Raw genomic sequence first — 16574 nt, forward strand, 5'->3', positions numbered from 1 at the left:
GCCGCGTCGGCGACAGCGGGGACTGAGCCCCGGTACCGAACGTCTTCAGCGGCGCCGGCGCGCCATGGCCCATCCGACGAGTGCGGCCGCGAGCACGAATGCCACCTGGCCCCCGAGCACTATCCGGTTCACGCTGACGGCCGGAACCCAGCGCACGCCCTGCCCTTCGACGACGAAGGCGCCGGCCGGCTCGGCCTGGCGCCCGAAGCCGAGGCCGCCACCGCCGCCGTCCGATCCGCGACCCGGTCCGACATCCGGCTCGGACCGGTCCGCGGCCACCTCGGCGGACGGCTCCTCGAGTACGTCCGACGCGGCCTCCGCGTCATGCTCCGACGCGCCGGCCCCGGCGCCCCCGCTGGACCACACGCGTGCTGCCGGGATGACGAGCACTCCGTCGCGTTCGATCGGTTCGCCGTAGACCTCTCGCACGCCGAACGACTCGGCCACAGCCTCACTGATACGGCTCAAGTCCGGTACGTGCCTCATCCGTCCAGCGTAGGGGACGCGCTCCGCGCTCTCACGAGCACGATGTCAGGCACCGGACAGTCAGGCACTTGACAGATCCACGACCCGGGCGCATCGTTGTTGTCAGGCGCCTGACAGACAGGTGCCTGACAACCAAGGAGAATCATGAACTACACGCCCTATGACGACGCAGACCAGAGAGAGCCGAACGAGAGCGAGGCAGGCATGAACGAGACCGACGACCCGCGCCAGGAGGCGATGCGCCGGCTGTCGACCGTCGGCATGCTGCAGGCGCACCAGCTCCGGCGTGCGAAGCGGCCCGGACGCGGGGCCCCGTGGCTGGACCCGAGCCAGGGACAGGGCCGGGTGCTGGCACTGCTGCAGCTCAAGCCGGAGACCACCCAGAAGGAGCTCACGTTCCTGCTGGGCATGTCCCGGCAGGCGACAGCCGAGCTGCTGGCCAAGCTGGAGAAGCAGGGACTGATCGAGCGCGAGCCGTCGTCCGGCGACAAGCGCGTAGTGGTCGTCCGCCTCACCGAGGCGGGCCAGGCCGCCGAACAGGCGACCGAGCGACCCCCGCACGGGACGCCGGAGCTGCTGGACGTCCTCGATGACGACGAGGTGGCGCAGCTGTCCGGGTACCTCGACAGGATCCTCGAGCGCGCAGAGCAGGACTGGGCCGACGAGTTCGGCGAGCGTCGCGAGGCGTTCGAGGAGTTCTGGCGGTCCCGCGGCGGGTTCGACCCGCGTATGCGCCCCGGGTTCGGCCGCGGGTTCCCCGGCGAGTTCGGCGGACCCGGGTTCGGCGGACCTGGCGGGTTCTGGGGCCCCGGCTTCGGCGGCCCCGGCGGACACCCCGGCCCGCACGGCCGACGCGGTCGGCGCGGGCGCCGGGACGACCAGGGCGAGGAGTGAGGGCGAGTGCGCCGCACTCAGCCGCGGCCAGCGCGTTCAGCGCTGGGCGCGGCTGCTCGCATACAGGCAGACGGTCGCCGCCGTGGCCAGGTTGAGCGACTCGGCCTTGCCACGAATCGGCACCCGGACGACGGCGTCGGCCAGCGCGCGGTCCTCGTCGGGCAGGCCCCAGGCCTCGTTGCCGAACACCCAGGCGGTCGGCTCGGCGAGGTCCGGTATCGAGCCGCTACCCGCGTCGTCCTGCAGGTCGTCCAGGTCGAGGGGTCCGGAGCCGTCCGCGGCGAGGACGTGGCACCCCGCGGCGCGCAGCTCCGCCAGCGCGGCCTCCAGTGACAGCCCCGTGACCACGGGCACGTGGAACAGCGACCCGGCAGTGGAGCGCACGACCTTCGGGTTGTGCACGTCGACGCTCTCCCCCGCGAGAACCACGAGGTCGGCGCCGGCTGCGTCGGCGGCCCTGATGACCGTGCCGGCGTTTCCGGGGTCGCGAACGGTGGCGAGCACCGCGGCCAGCAAGGGACGCCCAGCTCGCTCCGGGTCGCGCGTCTCCAGCGCTTCCCCCAGCGTCGGCGCCTGGGTCCGGACGACGGCGAGCACCCCCTGGGCGTCGGCGCTCATGGCATCCAGTACCTCCGGGGTGCCCAGATGCAGGAACAGCCCGGCCGAGCGGGCGTCGTCGACGATCTCCGGATACCGCCCCGCGGCCGACTGCGTCAGGTAGACGTCACGGACGGACGACGGCACGTGCCGGACTGCCTCCCGTACACCCTGTGGTCCTTCGACCAGGTACTGCCCGTGCCGGGAGCGCGCCAAACGCCCGGCCAGTGCCCGTACGTGCTTGACGCGGTCGGCTCGCGGATTCGCGAGCGTCACATCAGGCACGGAACGGGCCTCCGAAGAGGAAACTGTCCGGGCGTCCGGTGAACTGCTCAACCTCAGGCAGCGGCCGGGGCGTTGACATCCGCCGGCAGCGCGTCCTTGGCGACCTGGACGAGGGCGTTGAACGCCGCCACGTCGTTGACCGCGAGCTCGGCGAGCATGCGGCGGTCGACCTCGACACCAGCGGCTTTGAGGCCCTGGATGAGGCGGTTGTAGGTCAGACCCTGCGCGCGGGACGCAGCGTTGATGCGCTGGATCCACAGCTTGCGGAAGTCACCCTTGCGCGCCTTCCGGTCACGGTAGGCGTAGACGAGCGAGTGGGTGACCTGCTCCTTCGCCTTCCGGTAGAGGCGCGAGCGCTGGCCGCGGTAACCGGCGGCGCGCTCAAGGGTTGTACGGCGCTTCTTCTGGGCATTTACTGCCCGCTTCACGCGTGCCACGTGAGACTCCTTGTACTTCGGGGCTAAAAGGGTTCTTGGTGACGCCTGTCAGGCGCACACCACAAAGGTCACTTACCGAGCAGCTTCTTGACCTTCTTGACATCGGCCGGTGCCACGACCTGGTCCATGGCCAGACGACGCGTGCGACGGCTGGACTTGTGCTCGAGGTAGTGGCGGGCGTTGGTCTGCTCGCGCATGACCTTGCCGCTACCCGTGACCTTGAACCGCTTCTTGGAGCCGGAGTGCGTCTTGTTCTTCGGCATGACTGCCGTCTCTCCTCATGTCGGTCGACCGCTGCAGGAGCGGCGACGTTTACCAGGGCCGGTGGGCCGACCCGGTGTCGTAGTGGTCTTGGGGACCGTGGCCTCAGCCGGCCTTGCGCGGCGCACGCGGCTTGGGGGCCACGGGCTTCGGCGTCGGCTTGGGGGCCGGTACGGGCTTCGGAGCTGCCTTGGCGGCCGGCTTCGCTGCCGGCTTCGAGGCAGTCTTGGCCGCGGGCTTGGTGGCCTGCTTCGGCGCCGCCGGGGCAGGCTTCTCGGCGGCGGGCTCGGGCTCCGGTGCGGTCTCCGCAGCAGGCTCGGGCTCGACGACCGGCTCGGGCTCCGCCTCGACGACGGGCTCCGCCTCGACGACGGGCTCAGGCTCCGCGACGGGCGCCGACGCCACGGCGGGCTCCTCGGCCGAGGACTCGACCGTCTCGTCCACCTGGTCCTCGACCGGCTCCGAGCGCTCGGGCTCGTCGGCCGCGCGGGCCTGTGCCTTCGCCTCGGACTTGGTCATCCGGCCTGCGTTGACCTCGGCCGCGCGCTTGCGCTGCTCGACCTTGGCGTCAGCCTTCTTCTTGACCGGCCCGAGGACCATGGTCATGTTGCGGCCGTCCTGCTTCGGCATCGACTCGACGAAACCGAGGTCGGAGACGTCCTCCGCGAGGCGCTCCAGCAGGCGACGACCCATCTCCGGACGCGACTGCTCACGGCCACGGAACATGATCATGACCTTGACCTTGTCGCCGGCCGAGAGGAAGCGGACGACATGGCCCTTCTTGGTGCCGTAGTCGTGCGGATCGATCTTCAGACGGAACCGGATCTCCTTGAGGACCGTGTTCGCCTGGTTGCGCCGTGCCTCTCGCGCCTTCATGTCGGACTCGTACTTGAACTTGCCGAAGTCCATGAGCTTGGCGACAGGCGGGCGGGCGTCCGGCGCGACCTCGACGAGGTCGAGGTCAGCGTCCTGGGCGAGCTTCAGGGCGACCGCCGTGGCAACCACGCCGACCTGCTCCCCGCCAGGACCGATGAGTCGGACCTCGGGGACACGGATCCGGTCGTTGATGCGAGGCTCGGTGATGGTGATGCTCCTAAGAAGTCGTTGATTGACCACCAGGAACGGGAAATGGCCCCCGCCCTGAACACAGGTGGAGGCCATCACGAGGAAGGGGTATGTCACTCGGCGAAGAGGCTGCCAAGGTTTCACACCCGACCAAGGACCCGGACTCTGTCGGCACCTTGCGGCGCTCGGTCGTGACTCGGGTGGGATGGGATCCACTTTGCGCACCCGGCTCGCACCGGGTCGGTCGTCCGTACACCATAACAACACCCGGACGCCGGGGGCCAGCCCAGGCGATGTGACTTCACCCGCACGGGCCGCGACGCGGACGTCCGGTGCTCAACTGGAATCATTCCAGATTACGGTCTAGGGTGCGGGACATGTCGTCGACCGCCCCCGCTGCCGCGGCCCCCGAGGACCTCCTCCGCGGCGCCGGCCTGCGCGTGACCGCCGTCCGCGTCGCGGCACTGCACGCGGTGGGCCACAAGCAGCACGCCACGGCCGACGACGTCCTCGGCTCGGTCCGGGCGGAGCTCGGCACGGTCTCGGTGCAGGCGGTCTACGACGTCCTCCACGCGCTGACCGACGCCCGGCTCTTGCGCCGCATCGAGCCCGCCGGGCACCCCGCGCGCTACGAGCGCCGCACCGGCGACAACCACCACCACGTCGTCTGCCGCTCGTGCGGCGCCATCGGCGACGTGGATTGCACAGTCGGCCACGCACCGTGCCTCACCCCGAGCGACGACCACGGCTTCGTGGTCGAGACCGCCGAAGTCACCTACTGGGGCCTGTGCCCCGGCTGTCGAACCTCGGGGTCCGCCGCACGGATCTGACCACCAAGACTTTCCGGCCCCGCTGGAATCCCGCAAAGAACCCCGCAAGCAGCAAAGGAAGGCCGAGATGACTACTCCTCACACCACCACGCAGACCGGCACACCGGTCGTCAGCGACGCGCACTCGCTGACCGTCGGTACTGACGGCGCCACGGTCCTCCACGACCGCTACCTGGTCGAGAAGCTCGCGCAGTTCAACCGTGAGCGCGTCCCGGAGCGGATCGTGCACGCCAAGGGCGGCGGCGCCTTCGGCGAGTGGGAGATCACCGGCGACGTGTCGCAGTACACGCGCGCCGCGGCCTTCCAGCCGGGCGCCAAGGGCGAGGTAGCGCTGCGCTTCTCGTCCGTCGCCGGCGAGATGGGCTCCCCCGACACCTGGCGCGACGTGCGCGGCTTCGCGCTGCGCTTCTACACGACCGAGGGCAACCTCGACATCGTCGGCAACAACACCCCGGTGTTCTTCATCCGCGACGCGATCAAGTTCCCGGACTTCATCCACTCGCAGAAGCGCCTGCCGTGGTCGGGCCTGCGCGACGCCGACATGCAGTGGGACTTCTGGACCCTCTCGCCGGAGTCGGCGCACCAGGTCACCTACCTCATGGGCGACCGCGGCCTCCCGTCCTCGTGGCGGGAGCTGAACGGCTACGGCTCGCACACCTACCTGTGGACCAACGCCGCCGGCGAGAAGTTCTGGGTCAAGTACCACTTCATCTCCCGCCAGGGCGTGAAGTTCCTCAGCCCCGACGAGGCCGAGAAGATCGCCGGGGCGGACGCCGACCACTACCGCCGCGACCTGTACGAGGCGATCGAGCGCGGCGACAGCCCGACGTGGGACATCAAGGTCCAGGTCATGCCGTACGACGACGCGAAGACCTACCGCTTCAACCCGTTCGACCTGACCAAGGTCTGGCCGCACGCGGACTACCCGCTGATCCACTTCGGCCACTTCACGCTGAACCGCAACCCGAAGAACCACTTCGCGGAGATCGAGCAGATCGCGCTGTCCCCGGCCAACCAGGTCCCGGGGACCGACATCTCGCCCGACAAGATGCTGATGGCCCGCGTGTTCTCCTACCCCGACGCGCAGCGCTACCGCGTGGGCACCAACTACCAGTCGGTCCCGGTGAACCAGCCGCACGCCGCCGAGGTGCACAACTACTCGCAGGACGGCTCGCAGCGCCACCACTTCAACGAGGTCGGCGTCCCGAACTACGCGCCGAACTCGTTCGGTGGCCCCGTCGCCGACCCGGCGCGCGGCCAGGACGGAGCCTGGGAGTCGGACGGCACGCTGGTCCGCTCCGCCGCCACCCTGCACAGCGAGGACAGCGACTTCGGCCAGCCCGGCACGCTCTACCGCGAGGTCTTCGACGACGGCGCCAAGGCCCGCCTGCTGGAGACCCTGACCGGTCAGGGCCAGTCGATCACGGTCGACGAGATCCGTGAGCGGTTCTTCCAGTACTGGACGAACGTCGACGAGGAGCTGGGCGCCAAGCTGCGCTCGGCGGTCTCTGCCTGACCACCCGCAGCGGCCGAGGCCGGGCTCCCTGCACCGGGGAACCCGGCTTCGGCTGTCCGACCGCTGCCGAACGTAGGGACGGTCGCTCCATCCATCGCCGAACGTAGGCCTGGTCGCCTCATCAGGGCTCATGCGGCGACTACTCCTACGTTCACCGGTCGCGCGAGCAGGCATGAGGGATTTCCGCAGGGTTCGGCGAACCTCCTTGTCCGACGTCGTTCACCAGCGCTACCGTCCCGGAGGGTCTAAAGCGCTTTAGCGCTGTACGACGCCACGACACCGCATCGAGATCAAGGGAGTCCACGATGTCCCGCTCGCTCATCCGGATCGGCGCCGCTCTCGCGGCCGGCCTGCTGGCACTGACGGCAGCGGCCGGCCCGGCCAGCTCAGCACCCAAGCACGACCCGAAGCCGGAGCCGGCCGCCGCCTCCCACCGGGTCCTGGCCTTCTACCAGACCATCTACGAGACCGGCTCCGACGGCGTGCGCCGGTACGTCGACCCCAAGCCGCTGCTCGGCTCGGTCACGGACGTCAACGTCGGCGCTATCCACCTGAACGCCGACGCGTCCCTCACGGTCAACGACATCCCGGCCGACCACCCCGAGCTCGGCGTCATGTGGGACGACCTGGCCACGATGCAGGACCAGGGCGTGACGGTCAGCGCGTTTCTCGGCGGGGCAGCACCGGGCACCTACCGGTACCTGCGCGAGGACTTCGACCGGTTCTACCCCGTGCTGCGCGACTTCCTGCGAACCTACGGGCTGGACGGCGTGGACCTCGACATCGAGGAGACGTTCTCCCTGGCGGACACGATCCACCTGGTCGACACGCTGCGCGCCGACTTCGGCCCCGACTTCGTCATCACGCTGACGCCCGTCGCCACGGACATGGCCGGCCGGACGAGCTTCTCGGGCGGCTTCTCCTACGCCGAGCTCGAGCGGCGGGCCGGTGACCGGATCGACTGGTACAACACGCAGTTCTACTGCGGCTGGGGCGACCTGCGGACCACGACGGTGTACGACCAGATCCTCGCGAACGGGTTCACCCCGGACCGCGTCGTGGCCGGCACCGTCACCAACCCCGCGAACTGCAGCGGGTACGTGGACTGGCCGACCTTCGACGCCACGGTCGGCACGCTGGTGGCGCGGCATCCCGACTTCGGCGGCGTCTTCGGCTGGGAATACTTCAACTCGGTCGGGTACGACGGCGGCGGGCGGGCGAGCTGGTTCACGCACGTGGCGGACGTCGTCAGCTCCTGACGGACCGACGCCGGCCCGCGTGCCCCGCCGGGCCGGCGTCGTCCCGGGCGAGGAAACCGTCCGGCGCGAGGATGCCCGCCGGGTCGAGCAGCGCCTTGATCGCGCGCTGCAGGGCGAGCTGCTCGGACCCGAGCTCGTCCTCGAGCCAGGGCCGCTTGGCCGAGCCGACACCGTGCTCGCCGCTGAGCGTCCCGCCGTGGGCCAGGGCGGCACGGACCAGGGCGTCCGCCGCCTCGCCGAGCCGCGCAGGCGGCACCGACTCGCCCGGCCGGCGGAGCACGCTCAGGCCCGGGTGCAGGTTGCCGTCGCCCGCATGCGCCACGGCGCTCACCTCGACGTCGAACCGCCGGCCGATCTCCTCGATCGCCTCCAGCACGGGCACCAGCGCCGAGCGTGGCACCGCTACGTCCTCGCCCACGGACCACATGTGGTCCCGGCGACCGCGGCCCGTTCGGCGCAGCTCGTAGTAGCGCTCGCCCTCGGCGTCGTCGAGCACCTGGGCGGGCAGGCCCGCGGCCGACAGCGCGTCGGCGAGCACGGCGATCTCGGCGTCGGCCCCCGGGCCGTCCGTGCGGACGAGCACCAGGCCGCCACCGTGGCGCGCCACGAAGTCGGTGCCGCTGTGCGTGTCGATGTTCTCGAGCGTCGCCCGGTTGAGCAGCTCGACCGTCGACGGGCGCACGCCAGACCCCGTCACGACTCCGACGGCCCGCCCGGCGTCGGGCAGGCTGGGCACCGACACGACGAGCGTGCGCACCACCGTCGGCGCGGGCAGGAGCCGCAGCGTCGCGCCGACGACGATGCCGAGCGTGCCCTCGCTACCCACGATGAGACCCACCAGGTCGTACCCGGTGACGCCCTTGACGCTGCGGTGTCCCGTGCGCAGCAGCGTGCCGTCGGCCAGCACGACGTCCAGCGCCAGCACCGACTCGCGGGTCACGCCGTACTTGACGCAGCGCAGGCCGCCCGCGTTCGTGGCGATGTTGCCGCCGATCGTGGAGGTCTGCGACGACGCAGGGTCCGGCGCGTACATCAGTCCATGCTCGCGCGCGGCGACGTCGACGTGGTCCGTGATCGCCCCCGGGCCGACGACGGCGACCTGGTCGTCGGGGTCGATCCGAATACCGCACAGCGCTTCGGTGGACAGGACGATCCCGTCGGCTGGCGCCGTCGCCCCGCCCGAGAGGCCGGTGCCCGCGCCGCGCGCCACCAGCGGCACGCGGTGCGCGCTCGCGACCCGCGCGACCGCCCGTACCTGCTCGACGCTGCGCGGGACGGCGACGGCGGCCGGCGGCCGGGCGGCCCGCAGACCCGTGGCGTCCGAGCGGTAGGGCTCGACGTCGCCGGGCGTCGTGAGCACGTCGTCCGGATCGAGGTGCCGCAGCAGCGCGGCGACGAGTGCGGTGTCCGGGTCTGACATGTCAGCGGACATCGGCGACCAGCAGCTCCAGCTGGGTGGCGGTTCCCGCGCCGGGGAACTCGAGGTGGACCGCGGTCAGCGGGATCGGCTCGTCGAGCACGAACGGCCGGAGCTGGCCGGGCCAGCGCCACACCTCGCCGGAGCGCTCGTCCAGCACGCGCCCGTCCTCCGCGACCAGGCGCCACGCCGACGGCGGGCGGTCTGCCCCCGCTGCCGACGACGCCGTCACCGTGTAGGCGCGCAGCATCGTGCCCGGCGGGATGTCGGCGAACGGGCGCCACCGGAGCACCCCCGACACCTCGGCCGATGTCGTGAGGTCGCCATCGGTCAGGCGCGGCAGCGGCCCGTCGGTACCGTGCCAGCCACCGTCGGCACGGCGCCACGGCCGGGCGGCCTCGCCGACCGCGCTTGTTCCGGCACCTGCTTCGGTTCCAGCACCCGCTCCGGTTTCTGGGTCGCCGTCCGAACCCGGCCCGGCACCCGCCGACGCCGTCACACCCCAGCGCGTCGGCGTCCCTGACAGCGCGAACCGCAGGGTCGCTCCCCCGGTCAGGTCGCCGTGCTCGACCGACGGCGCCGCGACCGCCCGGGCCGCGCCGTCGGCGTCCGACACCTCGAGCCCCGCCACGTACCGGCTTCTCGCCGCGCCCGGCGCCTCGACCACCAGGTCGCCGTCGGGCCGGTGCACCACAGCCCGCTCGAAGAGCGGGGAGCCCACGGCCCAGCGCGACGAGCCGATCTCCAGCGGGTACAGGCCCAGCGCCGAGAGGATGTACCAGGCCGACATCTCGCCGTTGTCCTCGTCGCCGTGGTAGCCCTGCCCGATCTCGTTGCCGGTCCACAGGCGGGCGAGGATCTCACGCACGGTCTCCTGCGTGCGGTCCGGCCGGCCGGCGAAGAGCCACACATACGGGATGTGGTGCGAGACCTGGTTGGACTGGCCGAGCTGGCCCAGGCGGACGTCGCGCGCTTCGACCATCTCGTGGATCACGGACCCGTAGGAGCCGGGCTTGTCCGCCCGTTCGGGGGTGGCGAAGAACCGCTCCAGCAGACGCTCCAGCCCGTCGGGGCCGCCGTGCAGGGCAGCCAGGCCCGCGCCGTCGTGCACCGGGTGGAACAGGAAGTTCCACGCGTCGGACTCGGTGTAGTCGCCGCCCCACTCGTCGGGGTCGAACGGACCGGGCCCGAACGCCCCGTCCCGGCCGCGGCCCCGGAAGAACCCCGTGGCCGCGTCGAACAGGTGCGCGTAGCCGCGCGCGCTCTGCCGCAGGTAGGCGGCCTCGTCGCGCAGCGCGCGCCGCCGGTCGTCCGGGGTGGCTGGCGCTTCCGCGAGCGCCTGCGCCATCCCCGCGAGCCCGGCGTCGTTGATGTAGCCCTCCAGGCCCCAGGACACCGACTCGTCGACGTCACGCGGCACCCAGCCGTGGGTCAGTGCGAAGTCCTGGCCCTTGCGGCCCACGCCGGACCGGGTGGGCAGGGCCGTCGCGTTGCGCAGGCCGGCGTCGTAAGTGGCGAGCGGGTCGGGCAGGGAGACGCCGCGCAGGTAGAGGTCGGCGAAGGCGACGTCGGAGGACGTGCCGGTCATCAGGTCCGCGTAGCCGGGCGAGGACCACCGCGCGACCCAGCCGCCCTCGCGGTACTGCTGCACGAACCCGTCGGCGAGCCGTGCGGCGACGTCCGGGTAGAGCAGCGCGTAGGCGGGCCAGCAGGTGCGGTAGGTGTCCCAGAAACCGTGGTTGACGAACATCTCGCCGGGCACGGGCGGTGCGCCGTCGAGCACGGGCGAGGCGTGCACGGGCTCGCCGTCGGCCCCGACCTCGGTGTAGGAGGACGGGTAGAGGTTCAGGCGGTAGAGGTTGGAGTACAGCGTGACCTGCTGCTCCTCGGCGGCGCCTGCGACGTCGAGCACGCCGAGGCGCTCCTCCCACTGCGCACGGGCGCGGTCGGCGACCTCCTCGAAGGAGCCGGCCACCTCGCGTTCCAGGGCGCGCCGGGCGAGGTCCTCGCTGATGTACGACGTCGCCACGCGCACCTCGACCGTGCGGCTCGCCAGGTCGTCCGGGCCGGCCGCCGCGTCCAGCGCGACAGTCGCGTAGGTGGCGTGGTCCCGGCCGCGGGCCGGCCCGGTGCGCAGGACCGGCCGGGAGATCCGGCCCGCCACGTACATCCGGCTGCGGCCGACCGACAGCGCGCTGCCATGGTCGCTCCAGCCGGTGAGGGTGCCGTCGTCGTGCACGGTGATCTCGACGGGCGGGCCATCGGCGCCGGCGTCGCCCACGGCGTCGACGATCAGGTGGCCCGTGGTGGCGCCCGGCGGGAACGTGAACCGGAGCACGCCGCCGTGGTCGGACGTCGTGACCTCGACGCGAGCGCCGCCGTCCAGGTCAACTGAGTAGAGGTGAGGGCGAGCGGTCTCGTCGTCGTGCGAGAAGCCGAGGGCGCGGGAGGCCAGGCCGGCGTCGGGCGCGTCCACCTCGTCCGGCCCGGCGGGCACCAGGTGGAAGGCGAGCTGGTCGCGGTCCCCCATCCACGGGCTCGGTTCGTGCGAGATGCCGAGCCCCTGCAGGCGCGGGCGGTTGTCCGGGCCGTTGTGCGCGGCCCAGGAGTAGAGCCAGCGCTCGGTCGACGCGTCGGTCAGCGGCACCCACATCGTGAAGCCGTTCGGAACGGCCGTGGCGGGCACGTTGTTGCCGCGGGAGTACGCGCCCGAGGAGTGGGTGCCCCGCCGGGTGTCGACGAGGTCGGTGCGGCCGGTGACCGTCCGTATGGGGCGGGGGCCGACCGTCACCGCGTCGAGCCATACCTCGGTGCGTCCGCCGTCCGGCGGGGCGGTCACGACGGCGGCCGCGCGCACCCGCCGTCCTGGGGCTCGCTCGGCCGCGGCGTCCAGGTCCACCCGGACGACGTTCCAATGGTCCGGCACCAGGATCCGCGCGTCCCCCTGGCCGACGGCGGTCGCGGGCATCCCGTGCTGGTCGGTGAGCGTGCGCCCGGACCCGGTCTCCAGAAGCCACGTCCCGTCGTCGAGCAGCAGGTCGACGGCCACGTAGGTCGAGCGGTAGGTGAGCTCCGCGTCGAGCACCGGCAGGAGCACGGCGCGCAGGGTGACACCGGCCTCGACCGGGACGTCCAGCCCGTCGAGCACCACCGTGCGCCCGGCGCCGTCGTGACTGATCCGCCGCGCGTCCTGAACGGTCAGGCCGACGCCGGGCCGGCCCGCCGGGACGTGCGCCGGCCCGGTCATGCCGCCACCTCCGGGACCCGGCCCGTGCTGCCGCGCACGGTCAGCTCCGGTGTGGGCGCGCGCACGACGTCGGGCACGCTCTCGCCGCGGACCAGCGACAGCACGGTCTCGGCCACGAGCTCGCCCAGCTCGAAGGTGTCCCGGGTCATGGCGGTGAGCGGCGGGTGCGCGAGGCGCACCAGCTCGGAGTCGTCGAAGGACGCCAGCGAGATGTCGCCGGGCACGCCGAGCCCGGCCTCGGCCAGCACGGTGACGCCGGCGAGCGCGGCGACGTCGGAGTCGTAGACGATAGCGGTGGGCCTCTCGTCGCGGGCCAGCAGGGCCCTGGTGGCTGCCGCGGCCTCGTCCTGCGAGAAGTCCGTCGGCACTGTCGTGATGTTCATGCCGAGCCGCGCCCCGGCGTCGTGCAGGGCGGCGACCCGCCGCGCGGAGTGCACGTAGGCGGGGATGCCGCCCACGTGGCCGACGTGCACGTGCCCGAGCGCGGCCAGGTGCTCGGCGAGCGAGGTCATGGCCGCGTGGTCGTCGGCGAACACGGCAGGCATGGGGCCGGGGGTGCCGTCGCCGCCGACCAGCACGGCGGGCAGGCCCATCCGCACCAGCTCGTCGGGGCGCGGGTCGTCCCGCTCGAGGTCGAGCACGACGACCCCGTCGGTGCGCCGCTCGGCCGCCCAGCGGCGGTAGACGTCGACCTCGGCGGAGAGGTCCTCCACCACCAGCAGCTGGAGGGCCACGAGGTCGGTCGACAGGCGCGCCTGCAGCCCGGAGACGAGCTGGGCGAAGAACGGCTCGATGCCCAGCGTCCGCGCCGGGCGCGCGACGACCAGCCCGACCGTGTCGGCGCGGCGTCCGCCCAGGGCCCGGGCGGCGACGTTCGGCCGCCACCCGAGCTCGGCGACGGCGGCCAGGATGCGTGCCCTGGTGTGCTCGCTGATGCCGGGGCGGTCGTTCAGCGCGAACGAGACCGCCGTCGGGGAGACGCCGGCGCGCGCGGCGATGTCGGCGATGGTGGCCCGGCGGCCCGGACGCTCGGTGGTCACCCCTTGATCGCCCCCTCGTCGACGCCGCGGAAGAAGTACCGCTGCAGTGCCGCGAAGAACACCACGATAGGGATGAACGCGATCATGGTGCCCGCCGCCACGACGCGCGGGTTGTTCGTGAACGTGCCCGACAGGTACTCCAGGCCCACCGTGAGCGTGAACTTCTCGGGCGTGGTGAGCACGATGAGCGGCCACAGGAAGTCGTCCCACGCGCCGATGAACGAGAAGATCGCGATGACGGCGAGCATGCCCAGCACGTTGGGCAGGCCCACGTGCACCAGCCGCTGCCAGGCGTTCGCCCCGTCCACGATCGCGGCCTCGTCCAGCTCCTTCGGGATCGCCGCGAACGCCGTCCGCATCAGCAGGACGTTGAGCATGCCGATCGCCCCCGGCAGCGCGACGCCGAGCAGGGTATCGGCGAGCCCGAGCTGCCGGATCGTCAGGTACTGCGCCACGATCGTGGCCTCGCCGGGCAGCAGCATCGTCAGCAGGATCGCGCCCATCACGAGCTTCACGCCACGGAACCGCAGGCGCGCCAGGGCGTACCCGGCCATCGTGGCGCCGACGATGTTGCCGAGCACGACGATCCCGGCCACCACTATCGAGTTCCCGGCGAACCCCAGGATCGGGACCGCCTCGAAGGCCTTCGCGTAGTTGTCGAAGGTCGGTTCGCTCGGCAGGAAGCTCGGGTTCGCCGTGTAGATGTCCTCGCCCGCCCCCTTGAGGGAGGTGGACAGCTGCCACAGGAACGGGCCGACCGTGATGAACAGCGCGAGGACCAGCAGCGCGTACCGCAGCACCACCTCGCGGGCCGACGGCGTCGCGAACCCACGCGACCCCGTGCGTGAGGTGACCGCGCTCGATGTGGCTGTGCCTGACACGACCGTGCGCGACGTGACCGCCATCAGCCCCTCCCCCGGTTGATCCGCGCGATGAGCAGCAGCGGGCCGAGCGTGATGACGAACAGCAGCAGCGAGAGCGCCGACGCGTACCCGAGGTTGCCGCTGAACCCGCGTGCGTACATCTGGATGAGCATGACCACCGAGACGTCGGCGCCGCCGATGCCGCCCGTGCCGTTGGTCAGGATGTAGAGCTCCGCGAACACCCGCAGCGCGGACACGGTGATCATCACCGACACCAGCAGCATCGTGTTGCGCACACCCGGGATCGTGATGGACCAGAACCGCCGCAGCGCGCCAGCCCCGTCGACGGCGGCCGCCTCGTGCAGCTCACGCGGCACACCGCCCAGCGCCGACAGGTAGATCACCATGTAGTAGCCCAGGCCCTTCCAGATGGTCAGGCTGATGGCGCTGAACAGGACGAGCCAGCGGTCGGTGAGGAACGGGATCGCCTCGGTCACGAACCCCAGGTTGAGGGCCATCGAGTTGATGATGCCCCGGTCGTCGAGCAGCCAGCCCCAGATGAGCGCCACCACCACGGCCGAGGCCACCACCGGCGTGTAGAACGCCGTGCGGAAGAACGCGATGCCTGGCAGCTTCTTCTCGACGAGCACGGCCAGCCCGAGCGGCACCAGCAGCAGGAACGGCACGCAGACCAGCATGTAGACGATCGAGTTGACCAGCGCCGTGGCGAGCTGGGCGTCGCTGAGCATGCGCTCGAAGTTGGCGAACCCGACGAGCTCACCGCCCGACAGCACCCGCACGTTGGTGAACGCCAGGAAGAACGCGTTCGCCGTCGGCCACAGGTTGAAGGCGAGCAGGAACAGGACGGCCGGCGCCACGAGCAGCCACGGTGTGAACCACGCGTGCGTCCGGACGGCGTGGGCAGGGGTCGGCTCGCCGGTCGGCTCGCTGGTCCGCGCGGTGGTCCGCTCGGTGAGCTGAGCCCGGACCCGACCGGTCCGGACCCCGCGCACCGTCTTCGCGATTCGGGTCACTGGTCGGCGAGCAGCCTGTTGCACTCTTCGACCGCCGCGTCGAGGGCCTCCTGCGAGGTCTTGTCCCCCGCGATCGCCGCTGCGAACTGCTGGTTGATGATGGTGGTCATCGCCTCGTCGACCTCCACGGGCTGCAGCACCTGCGCGGTGGTGAGGTTGCTGAACGCGATCTGCTTGGCGTCGCCCTGCGGCGTGCCGTCGCTCTCGGCCAGCTCCGGCTTCTCCTGCGAGGCGGTGGTCGATGGGAAGACGCCGGGCACCTCTGCGGCGAACGCCTCCTGGTTGGCGGCGTTCGTCACGAACCGGGCCAGCGCCACCGCCGTCGTCGGGTTCGCGGACTGGCTGGACACCGACAAACCCTGGACGTACAGCGGCGTCGCGCCCATGTACGGCGAGGACGTGATCTTGCCCTCCAGGGACGGGTTGTTCTCCAGCACGCTGTTGATGAAGTTGCCGCCGCCCGTCGACCAGGCGACCTTGCCCTCGGTGAACAGCTGGCTGTTGCCGAGGTAGGCGTCGGTGAGCACGTCGTCGGGCAGGAGGCCGTCGGCGTACGCGGTGCGGTAGACGTCGAGCAGCGCGGCGGCCTCGGGCGTGTTGAAGACGAACTCCGTGCCGTCCTCGGAGAGCACCGGAATGCCCTCGGCCGCGAAGTCGCCGACGCCGGGCTTGCGGCTCATCAGGTAGCCGCCCGTCTCGTCCATCATGGTGCGCGCCTGCGCGACGAGCTCGTCGAGGGAGGTGGGCGGCGCCGCCGGGTCGAGGCCGGCCGCCTCGAACATCTCGGTGTTCCAGTAGTTCAGGTCCGTGGTCAGGTACCAGGGGAAACCGAACGTGCCCTCGATGCCGCGGTACTGGTAGGCCTCCAGTGCGCCGGCCACATAGGTGTCCTCCAGCGTGTCGTCCACTTCTGTGACGTCCGTGAGCAGCCCCTCGCGCGCCAGCGAGAGCGCGAAGTCCGGGGGCAGGTTCGTCACGTCCGGCAGCTCGCCGGCCGCCGCCTGCGCCAGCACCTTCTCGGAGTAGCCGTCACCCGGCTGGTCGAGCCAGGTCACCGTCGTACCCGGGTACTCCTGCTCGAAGTCGTCGATGACGCCCTCGACGTACTCGGTGAAGCTGGGCTTGAGCGCCCAGGTCTGCAGCGTGACCTCGCCGGTCACCTCGCCCGAGGCGTCCGCCCCGGCATCAGCCTCTGTGCCGCCCGCACCGTTGAGGGCGCAGCCGCCGAGGGCGGCAAGCACGGTCAGGGCCGCTCCCGCAGCCCCGATCCTCCTGATCGTCATGACAGTTCCTTCCAGCAGATGCTTCGTCGCGTCCTGGGGTACATGCCGTGTACTTCTCGC

General features: G+C 71.6%; 15 protein-coding genes. 4 read left to right on the forward strand and 11 right to left on the reverse strand.

Translation table 11 applies throughout. The annotated features are described in order from the left end of the window. Nucleotides 1-45 precede the first annotated feature (45 nt). Nucleotides 46-486 carry a spore germination protein GerW family protein gene (locus tag EW117_RS02030; protein ID WP_129783190.1) on the reverse strand — a complete coding sequence of 147 codons (441 nt, stop codon included), beginning with the start codon at nt 484-486 and terminating at the stop codon, nt 46-48. A 144-nt stretch (nt 487-630) separates the two neighbouring features. On the opposite strand from EW117_RS02030, the gene EW117_RS02035 reads away from it, so the two are divergent. Continuing rightward, nucleotides 631-1380, forward strand: coding sequence for a MarR family winged helix-turn-helix transcriptional regulator (locus EW117_RS02035; RefSeq protein WP_129783192.1), 750 nt, complete (start codon nt 631-633; stop codon nt 1378-1380). Nucleotides 1381-1416: 36 nt separating this feature from the next. On the opposite strand, the gene EW117_RS02040 is transcribed toward EW117_RS02035, so the two are convergent. The 4 genes from EW117_RS02040 to infC form a co-directional block, all read right to left on the reverse strand. Beyond that, on the reverse strand, nt 1417-2262 hold the full coding sequence (locus EW117_RS02040) for a TrmH family RNA methyltransferase (protein ID WP_129783194.1): 846 nt from the start codon (nt 2260-2262) through the stop codon (nt 1417-1419). A 53-nt stretch (nt 2263-2315) separates the two neighbouring features. After that, complete coding sequence (gene rplT / locus EW117_RS02045; protein ID WP_108490904.1) at nt 2316-2699, reverse strand: 50S ribosomal protein L20; 384 nt, start codon at nt 2697-2699, stop codon at nt 2316-2318. Between the two features lie 68 nt (nt 2700-2767). Next, complete coding sequence (rpmI, locus tag EW117_RS02050; RefSeq protein ID WP_129783196.1) at nt 2768-2962, reverse strand: 50S ribosomal protein L35; 195 nt, start codon at nt 2960-2962, stop codon at nt 2768-2770. Nucleotides 2963-3065: 103 nt separating this feature from the next. Next, entirely contained in the window at nt 3066-4142 is a 1077-nt protein-coding gene (gene infC, locus EW117_RS02055; protein ID WP_242504033.1) for a translation initiation factor IF-3, read from the reverse strand. 260 nt (nt 4143-4402) lie between these two features. Between infC and EW117_RS02060 the strand changes: the two genes are divergently transcribed. The 3 genes from EW117_RS02060 to EW117_RS02070 all read left to right on the forward strand — a co-directional run bounded on the left by EW117_RS02060 (nt 4403) and on the right by EW117_RS02070 (nt 7630). Next, nucleotides 4403-4855, forward strand: a complete 453-nt coding sequence (locus EW117_RS02060; RefSeq protein ID WP_129783197.1) for a Fur family transcriptional regulator — start codon at nt 4403-4405, stop codon at nt 4853-4855. A gap of 67 nt (nt 4856-4922) precedes the next feature. Further along, a complete protein-coding gene (locus EW117_RS02065) occupies nt 4923-6371 on the forward strand; it encodes a catalase (RefSeq protein ID WP_129783199.1) in 1449 nt (482 codons plus the stop codon). 305 nt (nt 6372-6676) lie between these two features. Continuing rightward, a complete protein-coding gene (locus EW117_RS02070; protein WP_129783201.1) occupies nt 6677-7630 on the forward strand; it encodes a glycosyl hydrolase family 18 protein in 954 nt (317 codons plus the stop codon). On the opposite strand, the gene EW117_RS02075 is transcribed toward EW117_RS02070, so the two are convergent. From EW117_RS02075 to EW117_RS02100, 6 genes are read right to left on the reverse strand one after another with little or no spacing between them, the layout of a single operon-like run. Then, complete coding sequence (locus tag EW117_RS02075) at nt 7620-9050, reverse strand: FAD-binding oxidoreductase (RefSeq protein WP_242504034.1); 1431 nt, start codon at nt 9048-9050, stop codon at nt 7620-7622. The genes EW117_RS02070 and EW117_RS02075 overlap by 11 nt on opposite strands. Nucleotide 9051: 1 nt before the next feature. Continuing rightward, a complete protein-coding gene (locus tag EW117_RS02080) occupies nt 9052-12294 on the reverse strand; it encodes a GH92 family glycosyl hydrolase (protein ID WP_129783205.1) in 3243 nt (1080 codons plus the stop codon). Further along, a complete protein-coding gene (locus EW117_RS02085; RefSeq protein ID WP_129783207.1) occupies nt 12291-13334 on the reverse strand; it encodes a LacI family DNA-binding transcriptional regulator in 1044 nt (347 codons plus the stop codon). The genes EW117_RS02080 and EW117_RS02085 overlap by 4 nt, the downstream gene beginning before the upstream one ends. Further along, entirely contained in the window at nt 13331-14239 is a 909-nt protein-coding gene (locus EW117_RS02090; RefSeq protein WP_129783209.1) for a carbohydrate ABC transporter permease, read from the reverse strand. Before EW117_RS02090 ends, EW117_RS02085 begins: the two co-directional genes overlap by 4 nt. Then, a complete protein-coding gene (locus EW117_RS02095; RefSeq protein ID WP_340641064.1) occupies nt 14239-15231 on the reverse strand; it encodes a carbohydrate ABC transporter permease in 993 nt (330 codons plus the stop codon). Before EW117_RS02095 ends, EW117_RS02090 begins: the two co-directional genes overlap by 1 nt. Next, nucleotides 15228-16514, reverse strand: a complete 1287-nt coding sequence (locus EW117_RS02100) for an ABC transporter substrate-binding protein (RefSeq protein ID WP_129783211.1) — start codon at nt 16512-16514, stop codon at nt 15228-15230. The genes EW117_RS02095 and EW117_RS02100 overlap by 4 nt, the downstream gene beginning before the upstream one ends. Between the last annotated feature and the right edge of the window lie 60 nt (nt 16515-16574).

Source organism: Promicromonospora panici (assembly GCF_900608595.1).
GTDB classification, from domain to species: Bacteria; Actinomycetota; Actinomycetes; order Actinomycetales; family Cellulomonadaceae; genus Promicromonospora; species Promicromonospora panici.